This window comes from Rhizobium azibense (assembly GCF_004342325.1).
Classification (GTDB): Bacteria; Pseudomonadota; Alphaproteobacteria; order Rhizobiales; family Rhizobiaceae; genus Rhizobium; species Rhizobium etli_B.
On sequence record NZ_SMBJ01000004.1, the window covers coordinates 531,061 to 546,029 of the forward strand.

Below are 14,969 nucleotides of genomic sequence, written 5' to 3' on the forward strand. Positions count from 1 at the left end.
CGACCTCGTTAACCGACCCCTGAAGGTTGATTTCCAACTTCCAGGGGTCGGTTGAGCGTTGCGGGCTTTTCGACGAGGCGGCGGGTGCGGGCGCAAGCCGAACTGATTTTCCAACTTCCGGATCCGCCGATCGGCTGGGCGCGCCGAGACTAAGGGCGACCGATAAGCGGGCGCCCCCGAATGCTAGGGATGTGCGGGTTTGCCCTGCTCCAGCCTCTCTGTCGGGATCCGGAACCATGCCACGTAGAGTGCTGGAAGGAAAAGAAGCGTCAGTGCAGTACCGACGACAATGCCCCCCATCATGGCGTAGGCCATGGGACCCCAGAAGACTTCGCGGGAGATCGGAATGAGCGCGAGGGTCGCGGCCGCCGCCGTCAGCATGATCGGACGCATGCGGTGCTCCGTCGCCTCGATGACGGCGCGCCATGGAGGCACGCCTTCGCTGCGAAGCTGTTCGATCTGCACGACAAGTATGACAGAGTTGCGGATGAGGATCCCAATCAGCGCAAGCACGCCAAGAATTGCGACGAATCCCATGGGCGCGTTACTGGCAAGCAGTGCTATCACCACACCGATGAGTGCCGTCGGAGCCACTGCGAACACCAGGAACAACCTGCTGAAGCTTTGCAACTGGATCATGAGGATCGTCGCCATGGCAAACAACATCAGCGGCGCAACCGCAGCGATCGGCCCTTGCGCCTTCGCGCTTTCCTCGACGGAACCGCCATTGGCGATGCTGTAGCCGGCTGGAAGGCTCTTGCGGAACGCATCGACCTTGGGCTGCAGTTCGGTGACGATCGTCGCTGGCTGTGTCGGCCCGACGACGGCAGCCTTGAGGGTGATTGTCGGGGTGCGCGTGCGACGCCAGATGGTCGGCTGCTCCAGCTCGTAGCGGAAATTGGCAACTGCCGAGAGCGGTACCGATTTTCCGTTTGAGCCAGGCAGCTGAAGGTTCTGCAGCGTCTCGATGGAACCACGCTCCGAGGTTTGGGCCCTGCCGATCACGTCGATGAGATAGATGTTGTCCCTGATCTGCGTGGCCGACGATCCCTCCACGATCCCGTTAAGGGTCGTTGCAATGTCTTGCGACGATACGCCAAGTTGCCGCGCCTTGTCCTGCAGAACATCGACCTTCACCACACGCGACGGTTCATTCCAGTCAAAGGTCATGTTGGAGAGCAGTGGATGCTGGCCGACGATGCCGGCAAATTGCTGGGCGATATCGCGAACCTTCTGGATATCCGGCCCGCTGATGCGATATTGCACAGGCTTGCCGACCGGAGGCCCGATGTCGAGGAGCTTTACGAAGGCATCGGTTCCGGGGAAGGTTTTCGTCAGATAGTCCTGCAGTTCGCTCTTGACCTTGTCGCGAACATCAAGCCCCTTGGTCACGATGATCGTCTGCCCGAACGACACGTCGGGCGTCTGGACATCGAAGGACAGGATGAAGCGGGGAGCACCTTGTCCGACATAGCTCGTCCAGTGCTCTATATCCTTGTTGTTCGCGAGCATCTCCTGCTCGAACTTGGCCATCTGCCTGTTCGTCTCGGAGATCGAACTGTTGTGCGGCAAGTTCCAGTCGACGATCAGTTCAGGTCTGTCCGAGGAAGGGAAGAACTGCTGCTGCACAAGACCCATTCCACCGATGGAGAGCGCGAAAGCAACGACTGTCGCGCCGATCGTCATCCAACGCCACCGCATCGAAAGGTTCAAAAGCCAGGAAAAAGCTCTCGCCAGCCGGCCTTTCCGATCATGATGCGACTTCATCGTCTTCGGAAGGATGCTCACCCCTAAAAGTGGCGTGAACAAAACGGCGACGATCCATGAGACCAGGAGCGAGACGGCAATCACGACGAAAAGCGTGAAGGTAAATTCGCCCGCGGCACTGTTGTTCAAGCCGATGGGAATGAAGCCGGCGACCGTTACGAGCGTGCCCGTGAGCATCGGGAAGGCCGTAGACGTGTAGACGTGTGTTGCTGCCTTTTTCAGATCGTCTCCTGCCTCCAGCCGGGCAACCATCATCTCGACGGCAATCATCGCATCGTCGACAAGAAGGCCAAGTGCAATAATCAACGCGCCGAGCGAGATACGCTGCAGCGAAATGCCCGAATAGGCCATTACGAGGAACGTGATCGCCAACACGAGAGGGATCGAGATTGCAACGACCAGACCCGCGCGAACGCCAAGGCTGATGAAACTGATCGCAAGAACGATGACAACCGCCTCGAACAGGGCGCGCGTGAAGCCCGAGACTGCCTCGTCCACCACCTCGGGCTGATCGGAAACGCGTTGAACATCAACGCCGATCGGCAAATCGGTCACGACTCGCTCCATCTGCAGGTCGAGTGCCTTGCCGAATTCGAGCAGATTTGCCCCGGTCTTCATGCCGATGGCGAGACCGATCGCGGGCTGGCCATTGTATCTGAACAGTGATGACGGAGGATCGACATAGCCGCGCTTGATCGTGGCAACATCGGTCAGCGGAAAGAATCGGTCGTTAACACGCAGATTGATCGACCTCAGGCTTTCCTCAGACGTAAACTGACCGCCCACACGCAAGGCGATACGCTCGGGGCCGGCGTCGACGAAGCCCGACTGAGTGACGGCGTTCTGCGCCTGCAGCGTATCGATCACCGATTGCTGGTCGATACCAAGGGCCGCAATCTTTCGGGTCGAGAATTCAAGGTAGATCGCTTCGTCTTGCGCGCCGATAATGTCCACCTTTCCCACATTGGGAACGGTCAAAACCTTTGCGCGGGCGGATTCGACAAGGTCGCGAAGCTGGCGCTGCGTGAGTCCGTCGCTGGTGAACGCGTAGATATTGCCGAAAACGTCGCCGAAGCGGTCGTTGAAAAATGGCCCGACGACGCCGCTCGGAAAATCGCCTTTTATGTCGTCGATCATGTTGCGCACGCGCATCCAGGTCGGATTGACATCCCTGGCCTTAGTGGTCGGCAACAGTTCCACGAAAATCGTTGTCCGTCCGGCAACCGTCTCGCTGCGGGTGTAGTCAAGCGATTCCAGCTCTTCGAGCTTCTTCTCGATACGGTCGGTAACCTGCTTGGTCACTTCCTCGGCGGATGCACCTGGCCATTGCGCCTGGATGAGCATCGTCTTGATGGTAAACGCAGGGTCTTCTTCACGGCCGAGACCGATGTAGGAAAACGCGCCCGCAAGAATGAAAACGATCATGAAATACCAGACGAGCGAACGGTGCTCGAGCGCCCAGTCAGAAAGATTGAACTGCTTCACGGGTTCTCCCCTTGATCCACCCTGACAGCCTGGCCGTCGGTAAGCTTGTGTACACCGGCAACGACGACGCGTTCGCCCGGATTGACGCCTTCAGCGACGCGAATGTTGCCTCCTTCGGCAACGTCGGCGTCCATCTTGATCGCTCGCATGGAGACCTTGCCGGCCGTCGTATCGACGACCCATACATTGGGTTTCCCATCCTTCACCAGCACCGCGGACGACGGGAGCAGGATCAGTGGCTTAGCGGCAATGGTCGCAGTTGCCGTCACGACCGAGCCCAGGCGAAAAGCCGCCGGCGGATTGACGAGCGTTATCTTCGTTCGGCGTGTACGGGTCGTCGTCTCGGCTTCGGGTGCGATTTCTCTCACGACACCGCTAGCGCGAATGGTTGGGTCCAGCTGAAGGGAGATCTCGAAGGGTGATCCCACCTTGAGGCCGTCGAAGCTCGCATCCGGTATGTCAATGACCGCATCCCGATGATCGGGACGGGCAATGGAGGCGATGCTCTGGCCGGCGGCGACCACCTGGCCCACTTCCGCAGAGGTGGCCGTCACAACGCCATCGAATTCTGCGCGCAGTTGTGCATAGCTCAATTGTTCTTCAGCCTTGTCCAGATTGGCCTGGGCCTTTGCAACGGCAGCAACGGCGCTGCGCCGCCCCAGTTGAGCCTCTTCGAAAGCGGCCTCGCTTCCAGACCTCGTTTCGGTCAGGCTCCTTTGCCGCTCTTCCGTGGAAACCGCATTTGTCAGCTGTGCCTGCGCATTGGAAAGCTCGGACTGCGCGCTTCTGAGCGCAAGCTCCAGAGCCAGCGGATCAATGGCGGCAACGACGTCACCCTTCTTGACGATATCGCCGACGCTGACCTTGCGGGCTATAACCCGTCCGAGGACGCGAAATCCAAGTTCGGTCTCGATCCTGGCCTCGACTGTGCCTGGCAGGCTCAAGGACGAAGCGGCTGTTGATTTGGCGACAACGGAAAGAACGGGGCGGGGCGGTTGCTCAGGCGCTTCATCCTGCCTCTGACAAGACGACAGCAGCAATGCGCCGAGGAGCAGCAGCCCGGGTGTTGCACGGATACTCATTTCGCGGCTTCCTTGTCATATGAGACGATCTCGTTGGGCCGTAGAAATTTGGTGCCATCGGATACGACGATTTCACCTGGAGACACGCCCGCGCGTACGGCAAACCGGCCGGTACCGTAGCCGGAAACTTCAACCGGCCGTATGGACACGCTGAACGACGACGGGTCCACGACCCAAACGGCAGGCTGGCCGCCCTTCGAGGCCATTGCCGACCAGGGCAGCTCGATTGCATCCTGAGGGATGGAACGGAAGGTGCCGACGACCGGAGCGCCAAGCGGCATGTCCGGCGCCCCTTCGAGACCCACCTTCACCCTGATCGTTCCGGTCGATGGGTCGATGGTTGGCGAGATCTCGCGTACGGCCGCATCGACTTTCCGGGATGGAGTAGAAAGCAGGCCAACCGTAACCTTGTCCTCAAGCTTTCGTCCGAGGTAGAGGGATTCAAAGACGTTGAAGACTGCGTCGCGCGGTCCTTCATGGGCAAGCGTGAATATCCGTTGCGCGGCCTGCGCGACCTGGCCGATTTCGGCGTTCCGCGCCGTGATCACGCCATCGGCATCGGCGCGCAGCTCCGTGTAAGAGAAAGCGTCGCGTGCCGTGTCGAGCTGGGCTTGCGCCGATTTCACGCTTCCTTCGGCCCTCAGCAGCGCCTCCTGGGCCTGATCGAGCGCTGCACGGGTCGTGACCTGAGCCTTGAAGAGATTCTGCTGCCGATCGAAAGCCAACTGGGCTTGCGTCTGCTGGGCTTGAGCTGACTGCAGGTTGGCTGTGGCGACATCCAGATCGGCCTTCTGTTCCTCAGCGTCGATGCGGGCAAGCACCTGCCCTGCCTTTACGAATGCGCCGACATCGACATGGCGCTCGACGATCCGCCCGCTGACCCTGAAGGACAGGTCGCTCTGCACACGGGCGCTGACCTCGCCGGTGATGAAATTGATGTCGCCAGTCGGCGCAGCCTTCACGACGACAATCTGCACCCTCTTGGGCTTCACCTCATTCGTGGCCTGCTTCTCGCATGACGAAAGCGCAACTGCGCCTGTGGCCAGGAAGGCGGCGACAAGGATAGCTCTCATGAATTGACCTCTTGCATCGGTTCGCGCGATCGTTATAATTGACTGACTAATTAGTCAATAGAAATCTTCCGGCGCCGTGACTGCCTGTTGCCGCGCCCCGGAACGACGAGCAGCGCTCATAGGTGAGATATGCCTGATATGAAGAAACTGACGCGTGCAGAGCAGAAAGCTCGCCGCCCTGCACAGATTCTCGATGCGGCCTTTGAGGAGTTCGTGGAACGTGGCTACGTGGCCACACGCGTTGAAGACATCGCTGACAGAGTCGGAGTGACGAAGGGCACGATTTACGTCTATTTCGAAACCAAAGAGCAGCTTTTTGAAGCAATGATCAGGCACATCTCCGTGCCGTTCGAAGATCTCCTGGCGAGCGCGCATAAGCTAAGCGGAACATGTTCGGAGCGGCTTGAGAGCCTGATAGCGCTGCTCTACGATCATATCGTCGAGAACCGCAGATTGCGGGAGCTGATGAGGTTTGTCATTTCGGAGGGATCACGGTTTCCGCAAGTCGTCGATCGGCACCACGAAGAGTTCATCGACCCACTCAACGCTTATCTGCAATCTCTTATCGATGAAGGTGTAAAACACGGGGAGTTCCGGTCGGCGCCAGCGGCATTCGCCGACGCGGTAGTGGCCCCTGCCATCGCCATGCTGATTTTCACGCTTATCTTCAATGATCGAAGAGTTCTGGATAAGACGACTTACTTCGAAGCGCATGTCGATCTCATTTTGCATGGCCTGGTGGCTTGAACGCTTCATTCGCCCGGGCAAACTTCGGGGCTGCCGCTTCGTCCTGTGACGTTCTCGGCGAATGGTCGCCGCTCGTCCACGTCTCCAGAACGATTGCTTTCGCGCTCCGACCGAGGCGCAGACTGCGCCACCGCCACGATCACGCCATTATGACCGCCCGCCTGGCCGACATCGAACCGAAGACATGGTGGCGGCTGTCGACGGCACCTGGTTCTAAGCCTCTCGCTCTCTCCGTTCTCCGGCCGTTGCAAATACCGCGCTGGCGTCGCTGACAATTTCCACATGGGAATATGCCGCCTGCCCCGCGGCCGCGGCGTCCGCTCGCATGATCGCGGCAACGATCCGGCCGTGCTCCTCATAGGATTTCGCCAGACGCCCGGGCAGACGGAACTGCGCCCGCCGAAAAGGCGCGAGGCGCGCCCGCGTCTGGGTCACCATTTCGAAGACATGATCGTTATGCGCGCCGCGATATAGCCGGGTGTGAAATTCGGTGTTGTGGGCCGAATATTCTTCTTCCGCGCCGGCATGCACCAGCCTCATCGATCCTCGATGCATCAACTCAAGCGCGCGCCGCTCGTCGACCGTCATACGGTCGGCCGAAAGCCTTGCGCAAATCGCTTCGAGTTCCGCCATCGCCTCGAACATCGAGTGCAGATAAGCCTCTGTGACATTGGTAACGACAGCACTGCGGTTTGGCTCGCGCACGACCAAACCCATGGCGCCCAGCTCACGCAACGCCTCGCGCACCGGCGTGCGCGACACATCGAAACGAGCAGCGAGCGAGACCTCGTCCAACTTCGCACCCGGCAGGATTTCCCCTGTGACGATCATGTCGGAAATCGCCCGCACCATCTGCTCGACAGTGGTTCCGGTGCGGATCACTTCTCTACGCCTAGCCTGCTTCACCATGCGAATCTACTTACTTGAACACTTTGCATACAGATGCAGATCGGGGCCCCATAAGTCAAATTCTGTGGCGAAAATATTGTTAAGTTTTCACTTTCAGATGAAGAAGCCCTGGGGCTGTCACCGGCATACGGCACCAATTCGCAAGAATATTGAGCAGCATTAACTTACTGATTATTTTTTATGCTTCGGTGCGATCAATCTGTATGCACTTTTCAAGGATCGATTATCTGTTATGACGATACATGTTTTAAATCAATGCTTTGCGTTCTGGCATACGCATTGCATGCACTTTCTTGTACTCGTTCGCAACCGGCCCAACGCCGCAAGGAGCATCCTGATGACCAAACTCCTTTCCCTGAACCGCCGCAATTTCCTTCAGGCTTCCGCTGCCGGCGTGCTCGCCGGTGCCATGCCAGGCCTGATGAGCTCCTCCGCCGCAGCCCAAGCCGCTCTTACCGTCGGCTTCATCTATGTCGGCCCCAAGGACGACTACGGCTACAACCAGGCCCACGCGGAAGGCGCCGCCGTCATCAAGGCAATGCCGGGCGTGACACTGGTCGAAGAAGAGAATGTGCCCGAGACCGTCGACGTCCAGAAGACGATGGAATCCATGATTAACCTCGACGGCGCGACCGTGCTTTTCCCGACCTCCTTCGGCTACTTCGATCCCCACATGCTGGCCATGGCGGCCAAATACCCCGACATCCAGTTCCGTCACTGCGGCGGGCTTTGGCAGGACGGCAAGCACCCGGCCAATACCGGCTCCTATTTCGGCTATATCTTCCAAGGCCAGTATCTGAACGGCATCGCCGCTGGTCATGCGACAAAAAGCAAGAAGATCGGCTTCATCGCCGCAAAGCCGATCCCGCAGGTCCTGCAGAATATCAACGCCTTCCTGCTAGGGGCGCGCACAGTCGATCCCACCATCACCTGCCAAGTGATCTTCACTGGCGAATGGTCGCTCGCCGTCAAGGAAGCCGAAGCCACCAACGCGCTGGTCGACCAGGGCGCCGATGTCATCACCTGCCACGTCGACAGCCCAAAGGTGGTCGTAGAGACCGGCTCCGGCCGAGGTGCCTTCATCTGCGGTTATCACGCCAATCAAGGCCCGCTCGCCCCCGAAAAATACCTCACCGGCGCGGAATGGGCCTGGGGCAATGTTTACAGCGACTTCGTCAAGAGGGCGCAGGCCGGCGAAAAGCTTGGCAACTTCGTGCGTGGCGGTCTGAAGGACGGCTTCGTGAAAATGAGCGCGCTCGGTCCGGGCGTGTCCGAGGCAGGCCGAAAGGCCTTCGAGGCCACGCAGGCGAACATGATGAAGGGTGGCTTCTCGGTCTTCAAGGGACCGTTGAAGGATAACAAGGGCGATATCGTCGTGGCTGCCGACAAGAGCTACGCCGAAGACGCCATCGAGCTCGAAAGCATGAATTATCTGGTCGAGGGCGTCGTCGGGTCCACAGCGTAAACCGCAAAGGGAGAAGCGCCATGACCATCGAGGCCAACGATCCCGCAATGGCCATCGCTACCGAAAAACCGGCTTCCCTGCGTCCCGGACTCGAATGGATCGCTCGGCGCGCCGAGCCGATGGTCATCGGCCTCGCAGCCATCCTGATCGGTCTTGCAATCTTCTCCCTCTTCATCCTGGCGGTCGGCAAGTCGCCGGCCACCCTCTTCCAACTGATGTATACCGGCGGCTTCGGCAGCTGGTTCTCGGTTCAGAACAGCCTCAGCCGCGCCGCACCCCTTCTCCTGACGGCGCTCTGCGTCGCCCTGCCCGCCCGTCTCGGCCTCGTCATCATCGGCGGGGAAGGAGCGGTCGTGCTGGGCGGCGTTGCTGCCGCAGCCATGGCTCTGCCGCTCGCCGGAACAGCTCCGGTTTTCCTCAGTCTTGTTCTGATGGCAATCGCTGCCATGGTGGCCGGCGGTATCTGGATCGGCCTTGCCGGTTTCCTGCGCCACTACCGTGGCGTCAACGAAACCATCTCGTCGCTCTTGCTCTCCTATATCGCTATTGCGCTGATGAACCAATTTGTCGAAGGGCCGCTGCGCGATCCCGCAAGCCTCAACAAGCCGTCGACCAAGCCGCTGCCGGCCGAATACATGCTCGGCAATATTCCCGGCATGGATGTGCACTGGGGTCTGGTCGTCGGCGCTCTCGCCTGCATCATTTCCTGGGTGCTGATCGAAGCGACCAGCTACGGATTTGCGGCCCGCATCGCCGGCGGCAACGTGCGCGCCGCGCAGATCCAGGGCTTGGCCGTCGGCAAGCTGATCGTCGGATTTACCGCGCTTGCCGGCAGTTTCGCCGGTCTGGCGGGCATGATCGAAGTGGCGGCGGTACAGGGAAGTGCCAACGCTTCGCTGGCGGCCGGCTACGGTTATACCGGCATCCTTGTCGCCTTCCTCGCCCGCCACAACCCGCTGGCGATCATCCCCGTCGCCATCCTGCTCGGCGGCATCGATGCATCCGGCGGATTGATCCAGCGCCGTATGGGGTTGCCGGATGCGACGGTGCTGGTGCTCCAGGGAACCCTCTTCATCGTCATTCTTTTTTGCGAGACCTTCTACGGACGGTTCAAGATCTTCAATCCCGATCTTTGGAAGAGGAGCCGGTGATGGAGGAAGCAGCGATCGGTATCTGGGGCGTTCCACTGGCGATCTTCGCCGGCGCCATACGTGTCTCGACCCCATTCATCTTCGTGAGCCTCGGAGAGACGATCACCGAACGCTCGGGGCGTATCAACTTGGGGCTCGAGGGGACCCTCGTCTTCGGCGCGATGACGGCTTATGCGGTGGCAGTGATCACCGGTTCGCCGACCCTCGGCGTGCTCGCCGCCATAGTGGCGGGCGCGATCTTCGGGCTGATCCATGGCTGGATCTGCAAGTTCCCGAAGGTCAACGACATCGCCATCGGCATCGCCATGATGCAGTTCGGTCTCGGGCTCGCCTTCTTCCTCGGCAAGTCCTTCATACAGCCGGTGGCGCCGAAACTTCCCTCGATTTCGCTCGGCGGCTGGGCAAACTCTCCGCAGATCCAGGCCGCACTCAACATCAATGTGCTGTTTTTCCTTGGCGCAGCGCTGGCACTCTTCCTGTTCTGGGGGTTCAAGAACACCCGTATCGGCCTGATCCTGCGCGTCGTCGGCGACAGCACCGACGCGGCCCGGGCCATGGGCATCGACCCGGACCGGGTTCGCTTGCTGGCGACGGCCGCGGGCGGCGCTCTGGCGGCGATCGGCGGCGCGTATCTTTCGCTCTACTACCCCGGCTCGTGGAACGAAGGCATATCGTCGGGCCAGGGCCTGATGGCGGTCGCACTGGTCATATTCGCGCGCTGGAACCCGATCGGCTGCTTCCTGGCCGCGCTTCTTTTCGGCGGTGCCGGGGCGCTCGGCCCGGCGCTGCAATCGGTCGGCGTCACACAAGGCTACTACCTCTTCTACGCCGCGCCTTACGTGCTCACCCTCATCATCCTGATCGCCACGTCCTCGCCCACCCGCTCGCTCGCCGGTGCGCCGGGTGCGCTGTCGCTCACGAAATAACGGAGCTTTCCGATGAACGGGCTTGGCGGTCTCAACAAATCCGAATACGGCGTCGGCATCGGCCTCGTACAACTTCAGTTGCCGGTGACAGTCACCAGAGCCGACCTTGCACGCCAGACTCAGGTGATCGTCGAACTGGTTGCCAAGGCGCGGCGCAACCAGCCGGGCATGGATCTGGTCGTCTTTCCCGAATACGCCCTGCATGGCCTGTCGATGGACATCAATCCGGAGATCATGTGCACGCTCGACGGGCCGGAAATCGCGGCCTTCAAGCAGGCCTGCCGCGACAATCGGATCTGGGGCTGCTTTTCAATCATGGAGCTCAATGCAGGTGGGATGCCCTACAATTCCGGCATCGTCATCGACGAACAGGGCGAGCTCAAGCTTTATTACCGCAAGATGCATCCCTGGGTGCCGGTCGAGCCTTGGGAGCCCGGTAATTTGGGCATTCCCGTCATCAATGGTCCGAAAGGTGCCAAGCTCGCGCTCATCATCTGCCATGATGGCATGTTCCCGGAGATGGCGCGCGAATGCGCCTACAAGGGCGCCGAGATCATGATCCGCACGGCCGGTTACACGGCGCCGATCCGCGAAGCCTGGCGTTTTACCAACCAGGCCAACGCCTTCTGCAACCTGATGGTTACCGCGAATGTGTGCATGTGCGGCTCTGACGGCACGTTCGATTCCATGGGCGAAGGCATGATCTGCAATTTCGACGGCACGATCATCGCCCACGGGACCTCCAGCCGGCCCAACGAGATCATCACCGCTGAGGTGCGTCCTGACCTGGTGCGGGAGGCACGGCTCGGCTGGGGCGTGGAGAACAACATCTACCAGTTTGGCCATCGCGGCTATGTAGCAGTCGCCAGTGGCGCGCAGGATGGGCCCTACACCTACATGCACGACCTTGTCGCTGGAAAATACCGCCTGCCGTGGGAAGACGAAATAAAGGTCAAGGACGGCCGGTCCTGTGGTTTTGACGAGCCGACGCGCCGGTACGGCGAAGCCCTCAAACCTGCCGCGCAATAGGAGAGATAATGATGGACGCGATGGTCGAAACCAAAGGGCATTTTATCGACGCCGATCCGTATCCGTGGCCCTACAACGGCGCCTTGAGGCCCGACAACACGGCCCTCATCATCATCGACATGCAGACGGATTTCTGCGGCAAGGGTGGCTATGTCGACCACATGGGATACGATCTGTCGCTGGTGCAGGCGCCGATCGAACCCATCAAACACGTGCTTGCCGCCATGCGGGCCAAGGGCTACCACATCATCCACACCCGCGAGGGCCATCGTCCCGACCTCGCCGATCTGCCGCCCAACAAACGCTGGCGCTCACAGCGGATCGGCGCCGGCATCGGTGATCCCGGCCCCTGCGGCCGCATCCTGACGCGTGGGGAGCCCGGCTGGGACATCATCCCCGAACTCTACCCGATCGACGGCGAGACGATCATCGACAAGCCTGGAAAAGGCTCGTTCTGTGCCACCGACCTCGAACTCATCCTCAATCAGAAGCGCATCGACAACATCATCCTCACGGGAATCACCACCGATGTCTGCGTCTCGACGACGATGCGCGAGGCCAACGATCGCGGCTACGAATGCCTGCTTCTTGAGGACTGCTGCGGTGCGACCGACTACGGAAACCACCTCGCCGCCATCAAGATGGTGAAGATGCAAGGGGGCGTCTTCGGCTCCGTCTCCAATTCCCAAACATTTGCGAGTCAGCTGCCATGAGCATCGTTCGCGACACGCCCCTCCCCAAGGCCGGCAGGGCGGTCGGCATCGATACGCTCGGCATGACGATGCGCTTCGGCTCGTTTACCGCGCTCGACAACGTCTCGATCACCGTGCCGGCCGGCTCTTTTCACGCGCTCCTCGGCGAAAACGGCGCCGGCAAGTCGACGCTCGTCAAATGCATCATGGGCTTCTATCACGCGACATCCGGCTCGCTGTCGGTCGACGGCCACGAGGTGGCAATCGCCTCACCCAAGGATGCCGCGACTTATGGGCTGGGCATGGTCTACCAGCATTTCACACTGGTTCCCTCTCTGACTGGCGCAGAAAACCTGGTCATCAGCCGTACCGAGGTACCCGCGGTGATCAACTGGGCGAGGGAACGCCAGGATCTGGCGATTTTCATGGAACGCATGCCGTTCAAGATTGCGCTCGACAGGCCGGTGAGCGAGCTTGCCGCCGGCGAAAAACAGAAGCTCGAAATCGTCAAGCAGCTCTATCTCGGACGCTCCTTTCTCGTGCTCGACGAGCCGACCTCCGTGCTGACCCCCGCTGAAGCCGACGAGATGCTCGCCATCGTGCGCGGCATGACCGAAAGCGGCGCACTCACCGTGCTGATGATCTCCCACAAGTTCCACGAGGTGAGGAAATTCGCCGACGCCTGTTCGATCTTGCGTCGCGGCAGGCTGGTCGGCACCGGGAAGGTGGATGAACTGTCGACCGCCGAGATGGCGGCGATGATGATCGGCGACGTCAAGCTCGCCGAGCTCGACAGTCGTCTGCCGGTGGCGGCATCGGCAAGACCCGTGCTGACCTTAAGCCAGGTGAAAGCCCCGGACCGGTCCGGCCTGAAGACGATCGAAATCGACGAGCTTATCGTCCGCTCCGGCGAGATCGTCGGCATTGCCGGCATTTCAGGCAACGGTCAGAAAGAGCTGACAGAAATTCTTGCTGGCCAGCGCCCGACCGATACCGGCCAGGTCATGGTCAATGGCAAGGTATACGGCGCTACCCGCGAGGAGACCCGAGACAATAAGGTGCGTTTCATCCCTGAAGAGCCGTTGCAGAATGCGTGCGCGCCGAAAATGACCGTCAGCGAGAACCTTGCCTTCCGCAGCTTCGACCTGAAGCCGGACGGCAAGGACGCGATCTGGCTGAACAGGGGCAGCATGAAGAAGCGTGCGTCGGCACTGATCTCCGACTTCAAAGTCAAGACGGCCTCTTCCTCCTCGCCGATCGCAGCGCTATCGGGCGGCAACGTGCAGCGTGCAGTGCTGGCCCGCGAACTGACCGGCGATGTCGATCTGCTCATCGTCTCGAATCCCTGTTTCGGACTTGATTTCTCGGCCGTCGCCGAAATCCGCGCCCGCATCATGAAGGCCCGCAATGCCGGAGCCGCCGTTCTTCTTCTTTCCGAGGATCTCGACGAGCTCCTCGAGATGTCGGACCGCATCGTGGTACTGTCGGAGGGCAAGTTCGTCTACGAGACGCCGGCGCGTACGGCCGATATCGGCATCATCGGCGCGCATATGGCGGGGCATCACTGATGGTCGCAATCAAGGCAGAACCCTTTCCCTTTGCCGTCAAGCCGGGCGCGCTGGCGCTGATCGTCATCGACATGCAGCGCGATTTCGCCGAGCCCGGCGGCTTCGGCGCGTGCCTCGGCAATGATGTCAGCCGCATCACCAAGATCGTGCCGGACGTGAAACGTCTGCTCGAAGGTTTTCGCGCGGCCCGCCTGCCGGTCATCCATACGATGGAATGCCACCGGCCGGATCTCTCAGACCTGCCGCCGGCCAAACGCGACCGCGGCAATCCCTCGCTCAGGATCGGCGACGTAGGCCCGATGGGCCGCATCTTAATCTGTGGCGAACCCGGCACTTCAATTCTTCCGCAAGTGGCACCCATCGACGGGGAAGTGGTGATCGAAAAGCCTGGCAAGGGGGCCTTCTACGCCACCGAACTCGGCGACGTGCTGAAGGAAGGCGGCATCAAGCAGCTCGTGTTTGCAGGCGTCACGACCGAAGTCTGTGTCCAGACGACTATGCGCGAGGCAAATGACCGTGGCTATGAATGCCTGCTCGCCGAGGAGGCGACGGAGAGCTATTTTCCCGAATTCAAGGCCGCCGCAATGGCAATGATCCGCGCCCAGGGCGCGATCGTCGGCTGGACTGCCCATGTCGACGACATCCTGGAAAGTATTGCCCATGCCTGAAACGACCCGCGAACTGCTTACATCGGAGGGTTGGAAGGATCTGGAATTCGTCCGCTTCCGCGATGGAGTCTCCATTCACTGGATCAGACCTTTCCAAGGCGACCAGCCGGGCGTGGCCCTCCTGAAGTACGCGGCCGGCGCCTCGGTACCGCGCCACCGGCATGAGGGGCTTGAAACCATCCTGGTACTCGACGGCGTACAATCCGACGAGACCGGCGATTACGGCCGCGGCAGCTATCTCGTCAACGCGCCAGATACCGAACACTCCGTCTGGAGCGAGACGGGCTGCGTCGTACTGATCCAATGGGATCGCCCCGTAAGAATACTGGAAGAGGAAAGGGTATGAACTGGGCGATACCGGCATCTTCATTCGCCTCGCTGAAAAGATACAATTTTGGCCGAGGCGA

General features: G+C 60.4%; 13 protein-coding genes. 9 read left to right on the forward strand and 4 right to left on the reverse strand.

What is annotated here, in order from left to right:
• Positions 1–183: 183 nt before the first annotated feature.
• Genes EV130_RS13060 through EV130_RS13070 form a run of 3 tightly spaced genes read right to left on the reverse strand, consistent with a single transcriptional unit; the run spans position 184 to position 5,407 of the window.
• Positions 184–3,252, reverse strand: a complete 3,069-nt coding sequence (locus tag EV130_RS13060; RefSeq protein ID WP_074059712.1) for an efflux RND transporter permease subunit — start codon at positions 3,250–3,252, stop codon at positions 184–186.
• Positions 3,249–4,334 (reverse strand): efflux RND transporter periplasmic adaptor subunit, encoded by a 1,086-nt coding sequence (locus EV130_RS13065; RefSeq protein ID WP_074059711.1) that lies wholly within the window; start codon positions 4,332–4,334, stop codon positions 3,249–3,251. The genes EV130_RS13060 and EV130_RS13065 overlap by 4 nt, the downstream gene beginning before the upstream one ends.
• On the reverse strand, positions 4,331–5,407 hold the full coding sequence (locus EV130_RS13070) for an efflux RND transporter periplasmic adaptor subunit (RefSeq protein WP_074059710.1): 1,077 nt from the start codon (positions 5,405–5,407) through the stop codon (positions 4,331–4,333). The genes EV130_RS13065 and EV130_RS13070 overlap by 4 nt, the downstream gene beginning before the upstream one ends.
• 129 nt (positions 5,408–5,536) lie before the next feature.
• Here EV130_RS13070 and EV130_RS13075 point away from each other — a divergent pair, with 129 nt between their 5' ends.
• Positions 5,537–6,154 (forward strand): TetR/AcrR family transcriptional regulator, encoded by a 618-nt coding sequence (locus tag EV130_RS13075; protein WP_074059709.1) that lies wholly within the window; start codon positions 5,537–5,539, stop codon positions 6,152–6,154.
• A gap of 213 nt (positions 6,155–6,367) precedes the next feature.
• Here EV130_RS13075 and EV130_RS13080 read toward each other — a convergent pair whose 3' ends face one another.
• Entirely contained in the window at positions 6,368–7,060 is a 693-nt protein-coding gene (locus EV130_RS13080) for a GntR family transcriptional regulator (protein ID WP_074062994.1), read from the reverse strand.
• Positions 7,061–7,400: 340 nt separating this feature from the next.
• On the opposite strand from EV130_RS13080, the gene EV130_RS13085 reads away from it, so the two are divergent.
• The 8 genes from EV130_RS13085 to EV130_RS13120 are packed head-to-tail and all read left to right on the forward strand — an operon-like array spanning position 7,401 to position 14,908.
• The gene (locus EV130_RS13085) at positions 7,401–8,528 is read left to right on the forward strand and encodes a BMP family ABC transporter substrate-binding protein (RefSeq protein ID WP_074062993.1); all 1,128 of its coding nucleotides are present in this window, start codon (positions 7,401–7,403) and stop codon (positions 8,526–8,528) included.
• A gap of 20 nt (positions 8,529–8,548) precedes the next feature.
• Positions 8,549–9,679, forward strand: a complete 1,131-nt coding sequence (locus EV130_RS13090) for an ABC transporter permease (protein WP_074059708.1) — start codon at positions 8,549–8,551, stop codon at positions 9,677–9,679.
• The gene (locus EV130_RS13095) at positions 9,679–10,605 is read left to right on the forward strand and encodes an ABC transporter permease (protein WP_074059707.1); all 927 of its coding nucleotides are present in this window, start codon (positions 9,679–9,681) and stop codon (positions 10,603–10,605) included. The genes EV130_RS13090 and EV130_RS13095 overlap by 1 nt, the downstream gene beginning before the upstream one ends.
• Positions 10,606–10,617: 12 nt before the next feature.
• Positions 10,618–11,634: a formamidase gene (locus EV130_RS13100; protein ID WP_074059706.1), complete on the forward strand. Its 1,017-nt coding sequence runs from the start codon at positions 10,618–10,620 to the stop codon at positions 11,632–11,634.
• A gap of 11 nt (positions 11,635–11,645) precedes the next feature.
• Positions 11,646–12,347: a biuret amidohydrolase gene (biuH, locus tag EV130_RS13105; RefSeq protein WP_074062992.1), complete on the forward strand. Its 702-nt coding sequence runs from the start codon at positions 11,646–11,648 to the stop codon at positions 12,345–12,347.
• On the forward strand, positions 12,344–13,894 hold the full coding sequence (locus tag EV130_RS13110) for an ABC transporter ATP-binding protein (RefSeq protein WP_074059705.1): 1,551 nt from the start codon (positions 12,344–12,346) through the stop codon (positions 13,892–13,894). The genes biuH and EV130_RS13110 overlap by 4 nt, the downstream gene beginning before the upstream one ends.
• Positions 13,894–14,562, forward strand: a complete 669-nt coding sequence (locus tag EV130_RS13115) for a cysteine hydrolase family protein (protein WP_074059704.1) — start codon at positions 13,894–13,896, stop codon at positions 14,560–14,562. The genes EV130_RS13110 and EV130_RS13115 overlap by 1 nt, the downstream gene beginning before the upstream one ends.
• On the forward strand, positions 14,555–14,908 hold the full coding sequence (locus EV130_RS13120) for a cupin domain-containing protein (RefSeq protein ID WP_074059703.1): 354 nt from the start codon (positions 14,555–14,557) through the stop codon (positions 14,906–14,908). Before EV130_RS13115 ends, EV130_RS13120 begins: the two co-directional genes overlap by 8 nt.
• The last annotated feature ends 61 nt before the right edge of the window (positions 14,909–14,969 follow it).